Source organism: Halococcus salifodinae DSM 8989 (assembly GCF_000336935.1).
GTDB classification, from domain to species: Archaea; Halobacteriota; Halobacteria; order Halobacteriales; family Halococcaceae; genus Halococcus; species Halococcus salifodinae.
On record NZ_AOME01000008.1, the window covers coordinates 1 to 9,117 of the forward strand.

Genomic DNA, 9,117 nt, shown 5'->3' on the forward strand with positions numbered 1-9,117 from the left:
GCTGAATCAGGCGACTGATTCAGTCGCATCATTCTGACCACTACATGTCAGTAACTGGGCTGTTGAGCCAGAGTGGACAACTAGCGATTATAGGGACTTCCCTACAGTAGTGAAAGTGAAACCGACGGACGGAGCCGCGGGCGATGTCCGTTTCGAGTTACTCGTCGGTCGGCGTGATCCGAACTTGATCGTCAACGTAGTAGATACGCCCCCGATTGTCGAGCATGTCAAGCGCGTGGGCGGCATCGGACTCGGTGTATCGGTCATCCTCGGCAAGCAGTGCTTTTGCATCGGCTTTCGCGAGGCCATCTCTCTCGTCGTCTCTGCCGCCGACCGCCTCAGTCAGGACAGTGAGGGCATCGTCGGCGAACGGCGGGAGTCGCCGCTCTCGGTCCATGCAGGCGGTTTGACTCGACGACTATGTATCTGTACCTGTATCAGATGATCTCACGATACCGTTTGGCGATACCGAAATAGGACCGGGAATTCCAGATGAATACGATCCTCGTGTGCCTGAGAAGCGCTACGCGACGTACTCGATGGTGACAGACGGATGATTGTGAGTTTCGGGAACGCATGTAGCAAACGCCTCGTCATTCGTCAGAATCGCTGGTTCTCGTTCGCTGTGCTTGGCAGCGAGGACGAGAATGGGGACATCCTTCGGTGTTCTGAGCGGCGTGAGCGAGTGCTGAGAGGACTGCGATAGATGGGGCGTGCCTTCTGGGCCAACCATCCACCTGCGAAAGCCCGCACAGCGCGCTGTGCGCGCGAGCAGGACCGTGGAGGTGGGTCGGGAGTGGAGGGTGGGTACGCAGTCGGGCTTTGGCCGGCCCTCCGCCGGGATTCTTCGGCGGTGCTGTCGCGGTCGCTGTCTCAACCGCGCGCGAGAAACGCGCGTGCTGGGTCAGTGCGGTGCAGTAGGTTCTGCGACGACCGCCAGTGCCCTCTTATCGCTGCTCATGATCCTTATCCTGCCAGCGCCGCGGCGGGGGCAGATAGTTAGGCCAAGGAATAAAAACAGATTCACATCTCATTTCGAACTCCCTGTAACAGCCGGGGTAATTTTATAAATGCAGACATCAAACTCGGAGAAATGGGACAGCGCGCTGTTCTAACGGGTGCCATCGCACAGGCAATCATTTTCGTGATCTTCCTCACCATCATCCACCCCCCACCATATCTATATCTCGCAGCACCCATCGCCGCCGGCATTGTCAGCGCACCGCTAAGTAATCAGTACGAGAAGGAATACATCGACACCGGCAAGGCAGCAATAGTCGGAACGCTGCTTTCGCTTGTGGCTCTGGTCCTCATCGCGTGGTGGAACACAGCAATGCTTCCTCCCTCGTTCCAGATCGATCTAACCTTCCTTACACTCGCAATCGGATTAGGAATCGCTATTGTTGCGCTGCCAATAGCTGTACTTCTCAGCGCGAGCAGCGGCCATATAACACTAACAGCCTTAGAGAGTCAGCCGAGGTAATATCACATCGGATCAGAACACGTTCTACAGGACTTTAGCCATCCTGCTAGTTCTTATCCCACCCGGTCAGTAGGCTCTCCCTTCGTTGGAGGGTAGCACTCCAACATGATCGCCTCAACACACCTCGTATCCGGCGTGAAATCTGTCGCAGTTAGGGGACAACCCTGACACCACCACCCTGTCAATAGCCACTTGGTTTCTGACAGGGTAGCGCTCCGGCGTGATCGGTGGAGAACACCCGGTTGGTCCCAACAGCCATATGTCGAAAGATCATACGTTGAGTAATGTCGGCCAATTCAACGGAACCGGGTGGGAGTCTATATTCTCGACTTCCAGACAGCGTGAAACTCGGACTTGTACTGATTAGTTTCGTGTACGCTGTAGCGATATGGACCGACACGATCAACGACCCAATTCCAAATGATCTGTGGGCAGTCGTGTGGTTCACGGTGGCCATTGGCCTACTCGTGCGTACTGTGCGTCTGACTATAGGGATCAGGAGTCTAATTCATAGTCTCAGAGCGCGTATAGGCTGTTATGACGAAGCGAGGAGAGAAATTGGCCGGTATCGACGAGGAGCAGTTGCGCCAGCAACTGCGAACGGAACGTGATCCGAAGGCGATAAAACGCTTGATTGCAGCTCTCGAATACAAATCAGGCCTCTCACCCGCCAAGATCCAGCACAAATACGGCTGGCATGAACAGACTGTCTACGATTGGCTCGACATTGTCGCCGAGCGCGATCCCGTCGCGCTCGGCGACCGCCCTCGTGGTGGCAGTTCTTCTCGGCTTACGGATGACCAATGGGACGAACTGACGGCGACGCTGGCGGCGTCGCCGTCGGAAGAAGGTATCGACGCTCCAGCCTGGAGGCCGCCGCTTGTCCGCGATTACATTGCCGAGATCTTCGACGTTGAGTACTCTTCGGCGCACATGTATCGCGTGATGAAGAAGGCCGGGCTGTCAGTCCAGACAGCCCGGCCGATCCACTACGAGGCTGACCCAGCCGAGCAACGACGCTGGCGCACGGAATTGAAAAAAAGTGGCCGACGCTGAAGGCGGATGGCTTCACAATCGTCGCCATCGATCAGCACTCCGAGGCGGTGGCGACCGAACAAAAGCCCGACTGGTTCCCGGTGAACTCACGCCCGAGACTGCCGGTCTCGGGCGTTCGTGACAAGATGAACATGCTGGGAGCAGTCACTGACGAGGGCGAGCGCTTCATCGCTCTCACACCGAATCGATTCAACGCCGAGGTTGCGAAACATTTCCTCCGAGCGATCCAGCATGAGTTCGGCGAGAGGCTCGTGATCGTCCTGGACAACGCGAGCTATTTCATCGCGAAGACGCTGAAGAAGCAGGCCGCCGCCGACGGCCTGCTTCTGGAGTTCCTGCCGTCGCATTCGCCGGAACTGAATCCGCTCGAAAATTGCTGGCGGCAGCTGAGAGACGGTCGAGCCAATCGGCTGTTTCTGACGCTCGATGACGTCAAAGAATACCTTTCGACAGCTCTGCCAGCACTCAACTCACCGCAAATCTATGAGTATCTCTGCTGATGCCTATAGACAGTCGTGAAGAATTCACGCTCTGTATCTACCACCCTGTCGATACTCATTTGCTTGCTGACAGGCTGTCAGTAGCCCCACCTCATTCAATACGGAATCCCCTGTCAGCAAGAGCGGTCGTTTCCCGACTGATTTTCACTCCGAACGAGGGGTGTCGTCGCGCCGATCACGCCGGAACGCCACCGTCAGAAGTCAAGTGGCTGCTTGTAGGCCAGAGATAGATATATGTCACTGGCACAATGATCAATAGCATGGTTTCAAAGCCTACCCAACAGACGCTAGGCACTGCTTGGACGATGGTCGTCGTCGGAATTTCGACGCTTCTGATAATACTCGCCTCCAGCAGCGACGGAGCCGTCTGGGGTATGCTTGGAGTGGTCGTTGGAACCGGCTGCGCGCTGCTCGGGCTATATGCTGGACAAAATGGGAATGGCGATCCGGCCCGTGCGTGTCAGAGTTAGAGGACGATTGCGACAGCTACATTTCGATACCGGGGTGCTGCCGNCCGGCCCGTGCGTGTCAGAGTTAGAGGACGATTGCGACAGCTACATTTCGATACCGGGGTGCTGCCGCGCCGATCACGCCACCGGGACCCTGTAAACAGGGGAGTGGCTGCTGACAGGGTGGTACACCAAGACTGCCTAACGGGTCTCATTCGGTTGTATGCCTGATTCACATTGAACTGGTTATAAGTTGGAAGAGGATTGTGAGTCGGTATGAGGAGAAGAAACCTATTGGTGTCGCTCGCTGTGGTTGCTGCCGTTTTGATTCTTGTAATAGTCGTGTTTGGGGTGTTCACTAACGGATTTTTTGAAGAAGACCAAGCAGGATCAGCGCAGGAGAGTCTTGATGTCACTGAATTCAAAACGATGGGGATTAGTTGTGAGGGGAACAGCTTACCTGGAATCACTAGAATGGTGGGGAATGCGACGGGAGAGCATCAGACTTCGAGCGTGATTACTGGGAACGTTCCTGTTCCGAATCGGAACGCGACATTGATGCGTCCAAAGGTGAGGAAGCTTCCAACACATTACATAATTAATGTCACAAGCTCTGGTGCTCCCGTTGACCAAAGTGGACGAGAATGTAGCGCGGAATATAGAATGAATTACACTATCCCGCATGGAGGCACGGACATGTACACGGTCACAGTGCTTCATAATGGCCAATTCGCCATGCAAGACTACAACTCTCGGTTCAACAACGGTTCTATAGTGAGTGGAACTTTCGGCTAACGAGGCTTCTCGGACCTGTTTAGTATGGGTTCTCACGGCCCACAGGAAGCCGTCGGGGCTGGCGGGATGAGAATGATCGTGGAAGCCCGTGGAGGGTGTCTCTCACGCAACTCCACGGAGTTTCACGCCGACAGAACGCCGGTCCTCGATTGATACACGAGACGCCCGAACTCGTGTGTATATCCGCCGCCGAACCTCTCTCGTTCGTGTCCACGCTCCGAGAGACGTCAGACGGGCGGTCGACAGACGCACGACAGCGTGACGGTTGCTCGATTGAGCAGCACGGTTTTGAGAGGGTCGTGTGTACGAGAGGGTCATACGAATCCGAACCGACGGCAAGTTCGCCTACCGCAAGGAACTCGTCGACGACGTCGCCGACCTACTCGGTGAAAACACGCGCGTCGGTGCGATCGAGGCCAGCACCGAGCTCACCCAGGCCATGATCCCGGCGCTCGAACGGGCGGTCGAGCACGAGGACATGACGCCGGGGCTCGCGGAGATTCTCTCGACGCGGGTGGGCGTACAAGGTCTCGGCCGACGTGAACGTGCGCGAGTAGGTTCTACCGCGATCGAGAGCCCCCTTTTGGCTGTATAGGGTGTCATAGAACTCTTCACATACCTCACCAGCGGCCCGAGAAACAGTGTCTGACAAGCAGCCAGTATCACCGAGATTCAGAGCCGGCCGTAGCGTACCTCTTGAGCGACATCCGAAAACCATGCCAACCATTCTATGACACCCTAGCTGTAGCCAAACGGGTCTCTTTCGCATCACTCACCGGGGCTCGGCGGCCGCTGCGACGGCTGGACGTGGGCGGCGTCAGGCGGGGTCCATCCAGCCCTCAGAGAGCCGATCCCAGCACTCCGCGTGGAAAGCGTATTCCCTAACACCGTTCGGGTCGCTCGTCCGGATGTGCTCTGCCTCGACCCGCACGTGGTCGATGTCCCCCTCGAAGCGCGCGCCGCAAATGGCACAGTGCATCGTCGTCATTGACCGTCTGTTTCAGTCTGACAGGCGGCGAACGTGCTCAATCTTCCGGGCAGTCATCGAGCAACCCGTCGGGCGGTGGCGGGTGGTCGCATTTACCGGCGACGTGATATAGTGTTTAGCAGAAGTTCCCATACTTTCTCTTAGCATATCCCTCATAGGGTCGGCTAAAAATCTTTACCGATCAAGATGGTAGACTGATGGAATGGGTCGGCTCGACGATATTACTCTGGAAGAACTCCACGAAGTGCGTGAGCAAACGAAGGGCGAGAAGCCGCGAGAACGCGTTCTCGCGGCGATCGGGCGCAAGCAGGGTGCTCAGATCGATACCCTCGCTGAACGACACGGCGTTGTCGAGAAAACCATCCGCAACTGGCTCGATCGGTTTGCCGAGCAACCGATCGAGCAGGCTCCCTACGACGCTCCTCGTCCTGGTGGTCCTTCAAAACTCACCACAGAACAGCGTGAGCACCTCGAAGAGGTACTCCAAGACTCACCTACCGAGTTGGGCTATGACCAACAGGCCTGGTCGCCGAAGCTCCTCCTCCATTATGTCGTCCGTGAGTATGACGTTGAATACAGCGATCGCCATGCACGCTATCTGTTGACCGAGGCTGGGCTGTCCTGGCGGACAGCCCGGCCTCGCAACCACGAAGCCGATCCTGAAGAAGAAGCAGAGTTCCAAGCGACAGTCGAAAAAAACGCCCCGAACTAGCCGAAAAGACAGTCGTTGTCGTCGACCAGTTCACCAAGCGTGTTGGCACGGTTCAACGGCATGGATGGTATCCGATCGGCTCGGATCCAACGATAGAGACCTCGAATTCCTGGGACAAGGTGACAGTGCTTGGCGCTGTCACCGACGACGGTGAGAGCTTCTACTGCTGGACGGAAGAAAATCTCACACGATACCACGGAATTCGCTTGTTAGAAGCACTCCAGGAGGAATTCGGCGAAGAGTTGGTAGTGTTTCTTGATCGTGCAGGCTACTTCTATGCGAGGGATCTCTGGGAGTTCGTGAGTGGTGAGCGCGAGACCGAAACTGTCGGGGACAGTTCGGTCTCGTGCGTGCGCGGAGAGAAGCTGGCGGTCTGGTACTTCCCATCGAAACTCCCCGAACTCAATCCAGTGGAGGGCTGCTGGAACCAGCTCTACGAGTGGTTCAAGCACCGGCTGATTCCGGATCTCTCAACACTGAAAGCGTCCATTCTGGGAGGAATCGATGCAATCGATGAACCGAACATCTGGAACTATCTCTGCTCAACTGAGGGGTAAAGATTCGTCACCGACCCTATCACTACCTGTCAGAAACGGCGTGCAAGATACAGCGCGCAAATCGATCGAAGCCGATGCTGATATAACAAAGCATAGCAACTATCTACCCTAACTGAGACCCTCATCCCCCTATTATAATGAAATGAATGTGTCTAATAGCCCTGACCGACTCAAGATCCAGAGCCAAAAACTCCTCCTTATCGTTGGGTATCTCGCGCTTGCGACCGGCATTTTAATTGCCTACACTGATCCGACGACGGACTACGAGGTTTCGATCTACAGCGCGACTCCCGTCGGGTTCTGGCTCGGTCTCGCCGTTGCACTTCTGGTTGCAGTAACCGTTGCTCTTTCTGCGCCAAAGGGGTACGTCAGCCTCGCTGGACTGTGCCTCGGTGGAAGTGCAATCGTCGCACTCGCGGGGCTCCCCATTATTCGAGGGTACTTCTTCTACGGATCGGCAGACGGACTGACCCACCTCGGCTGGACGAAAGACCTCTTCACTGGGGCAATGAGTGCCTTCGGGGATTTCTACCCCGGTATCCACACTGTTGCCCTGTTCGTACACGGGATCATCGGCGGAACGATTCCTCGGGCGATGTTGTTCGTCGTACTGTCGTGTGTGGTCGCCTATCTGGTGTTCATTCCTCTCTGCGTGCGCTCGCTGACTGCTCGTCGTGGTGCGATGGTACTTGCTGGACTCGCTGGACTGTTGCTGTTGCCGATCAACCACCTCGGGATGAACTACATGACGCCTCATCCCATTACTAATTCAATTCTTCTGACGCCAGTGATCGTGTACGTCCTGATCAACTACCTCACAGCTCCCTCTCAGCTGTTTGAACGACGGCTTCCAGTATCGGCGGTGGGGGCGATGTTCGTCATTGTACTTAGCGGGATCGTACTCTACCACTCACAACAAGCCGCAAATCTGATCTTCTTCTTCGGAGCGATCTCGGCCGTACAGTTCATTTATCGGTCGATCCGTCCGAACAGTCGTGTCGCCGACCACCGGACATTGTACGGTCCGACGGCAGTTCTCATCGGAGCAATTATGCTTTGGTCGGTTGGGCGGAGTCGGTTCGATGATACGGTGGATGCTGTGCTTCGTGAACTGTTCAGTTTTCTTCGTGGGGGAGCTGATCTCGGCGCGAGTACAGCCAGCCAGGGCAGTTCGTTAACTGCCGCCGGTGGCAGTCTGCCGGAGATGTTTCTCAAACTGTTCGGGGTGAGTGCGGTGTTCGTGGCTCTTGCAGGGATCATCATGATTGTGAGCCTTTTCCGTCGGTCACGGGAGACGTCGGATACAACGATTCTGATCCGATACTTCACCGCAGGCCTCGTCGTGTTGGTGCCGTACTCGCTCGTTTTCTACATCGGTAGCATCTCGGGACTGTTCTTTCGGAACCTGGGGCTCATCATGGTGTTTTCGACGATCCTCGGCTCGATCGCGCTCAATCGATATCTCTCGGGACTGTCGGAGTACGTCTCGATGAGTACCGTTCGGCGAGCAACAGGCGTAGCAATGGCGGTGATGCTCTTGCTGTCAGTGGTGATCGTCTATCCCTCTCCCTACCTCTTCTTGCCAAACGACCAGGTGACTGAAAATCAGATGGATGGCTATCAGTACGCATTCAATCACACCGAGCAAGACCTCTCGATCTATAGCCTCCGGGAAGGTCCGTGGCGGTACAAGCAGGGGGTATTCGGCGTTGAAAATACGAACATCCGAAAGAACGGATTGGGCATTCCTGAGGAGAATCTGAGCTCTCTTGCCGGTCGAACAGCAGAGGATCGGTATCTAATAGTGACAGAGTCTGCGCGCAAACGCGAAGTGGCTGTGTATGAGGGTGTGCGCTACGATCGGCGGAACCTCAGTGCCCTCGGTAATCAGTCAGGAGTAAGTCTCGTCTTCAGCAACGGTGCGGTTGATCTATATCGGATCCAAGGGAGTCGATCTGCTGAAGTGACCGCACCATCACCGAACGCAACAGAAGTCAGCTAAGTGGTCCTTCATAGCTCCTTTGCTGACTATACCCTCTAAGTCTTGCACGCCGTTTCAACATGTGGCTCTCCCGCAACAGTAGGAAGTGCGAAAACTTCGGCTAAACCCTTAGTAGGCAGCCGACTGATGGACGTCGACCTTCTTGGCGATGATCTTGTTCCAGACGCCGCGCCCTTTCAGCCGCCGAATTTCAGCGCATTCCTCTTTGGTGACGTGCCGGCCTCTGGTCATGCTCACTCACCGCCAGCAGAAAGCCACACGCGGGCGTATCGCTTCAGTTCGCCGAGTCCGATGGGGCCGTGCTCGAAGTCCCCGATACGCTTCTCCAGCCGGGATTCGGGTATCCCCATCCGAACCGCTGGCTGCCGATACCACTCCGCCGTGAGGTCCTGATACACGCCGTCGGACAGCGTGGCCGGCGGGGCTTCGACGCCGGTGAGGTCCACCCAGTCGTGCCCGGCGGCGGCGCATGCCTCCTGAATGACGGGCTCTGTTGAATCACTAGACGGCGGCAGGATGGGTCGCTAAATCAAAGGCGTTGAAGCGGGAGACTTGAGTTGTCCATGACGCAAATC

General features: G+C 56.1%; 10 protein-coding genes and 1 pseudogene. 7 read left to right on the forward strand and 4 right to left on the reverse strand.

What is annotated here, in order from left to right; genetic code table 11:
- Window positions 1-157: 157 nt before the first annotated feature.
- Complete coding sequence (locus C450_RS00840; protein WP_005038790.1) at window positions 158-397, reverse strand: hypothetical protein; 240 nt, start codon at window positions 395-397, stop codon at window positions 158-160.
- A gap of 696 nt (window positions 398-1,093) precedes the next feature.
- On the opposite strand from C450_RS00840, the gene C450_RS00845 reads away from it, so the two are divergent.
- The 4 genes from C450_RS00845 (at window position 1,094) to C450_RS00860 (ending at window position 4,878) form a co-directional block, all read left to right on the forward strand.
- Window positions 1,094-1,483: a hypothetical protein gene (locus tag C450_RS00845; protein WP_005038791.1), complete on the forward strand. Its 390-nt coding sequence runs from the start codon at window positions 1,094-1,096 to the stop codon at window positions 1,481-1,483.
- Between the two features lie 558 nt (window positions 1,484-2,041).
- Complete coding sequence (locus tag C450_RS00850; RefSeq protein ID WP_241430226.1) at window positions 2,042-2,539, forward strand: winged helix-turn-helix domain-containing protein; 498 nt, start codon at window positions 2,042-2,044, stop codon at window positions 2,537-2,539.
- Window positions 2,536-3,039: an IS630 family transposase gene (locus C450_RS00855; RefSeq protein ID WP_275039272.1), complete on the forward strand. Its 504-nt coding sequence runs from the start codon at window positions 2,536-2,538 to the stop codon at window positions 3,037-3,039. Before C450_RS00850 ends, C450_RS00855 begins: the two co-directional genes overlap by 4 nt.
- A gap of 1,545 nt (window positions 3,040-4,584) precedes the next feature.
- Window positions 4,585-4,878, forward strand: a complete 294-nt coding sequence (locus tag C450_RS00860) for a DUF7692 domain-containing protein (RefSeq protein ID WP_005038797.1) — start codon at window positions 4,585-4,587, stop codon at window positions 4,876-4,878.
- Window positions 4,879-5,100: 222 nt separating this feature from the next.
- Here C450_RS00860 and C450_RS21965 read toward each other — a convergent pair whose 3' ends face one another.
- Window positions 5,101-5,262 (reverse strand): hypothetical protein, encoded by a 162-nt coding sequence (locus tag C450_RS21965; RefSeq protein WP_161606931.1) that lies wholly within the window; start codon window positions 5,260-5,262, stop codon window positions 5,101-5,103.
- 211 nt (window positions 5,263-5,473) lie between these two features.
- Here C450_RS21965 and C450_RS00865 point away from each other — a divergent pair, with 211 nt between their 5' ends.
- The 3 genes and pseudogenes from C450_RS00865 to C450_RS00875 all read left to right on the forward strand — a co-directional run bounded on the left by C450_RS00865 (window position 5,474) and on the right by C450_RS00875 (window position 8,542).
- Entirely contained in the window at window positions 5,474-5,983 is a 510-nt protein-coding gene (locus C450_RS00865; RefSeq protein WP_005038798.1) for an IS630 family transposase, read from the forward strand.
- 71 nt (window positions 5,984-6,054) lie between these two features.
- Window positions 6,055-6,540 (forward strand): annotated as a pseudogene (locus tag C450_RS00870) (IS630 family transposase); the annotation flags it as partial.
- A 619-nt stretch (window positions 6,541-7,159) separates the two neighbouring features.
- On the forward strand, window positions 7,160-8,542 hold the full coding sequence (locus C450_RS00875; RefSeq protein WP_241430227.1) for a hypothetical protein: 1,383 nt from the start codon (window positions 7,160-7,162) through the stop codon (window positions 8,540-8,542).
- Between the two features lie 108 nt (window positions 8,543-8,650).
- Here the strand turns inward: C450_RS00875 and C450_RS23140 are convergent, their stop codons facing one another.
- Window positions 8,651-8,773, reverse strand: a complete 123-nt coding sequence (locus C450_RS23140) for a hypothetical protein (RefSeq protein WP_275039271.1) — start codon at window positions 8,771-8,773, stop codon at window positions 8,651-8,653.
- A 2-nt stretch (window positions 8,774-8,775) separates the two neighbouring features.
- Window positions 8,776-8,988 carry a hypothetical protein gene (locus C450_RS00880; protein WP_005038805.1) on the reverse strand — a complete coding sequence of 71 codons (213 nt, stop codon included), beginning with the start codon at window positions 8,986-8,988 and terminating at the stop codon, window positions 8,776-8,778.
- Window positions 8,989-9,117 lie beyond the last annotated feature (129 nt).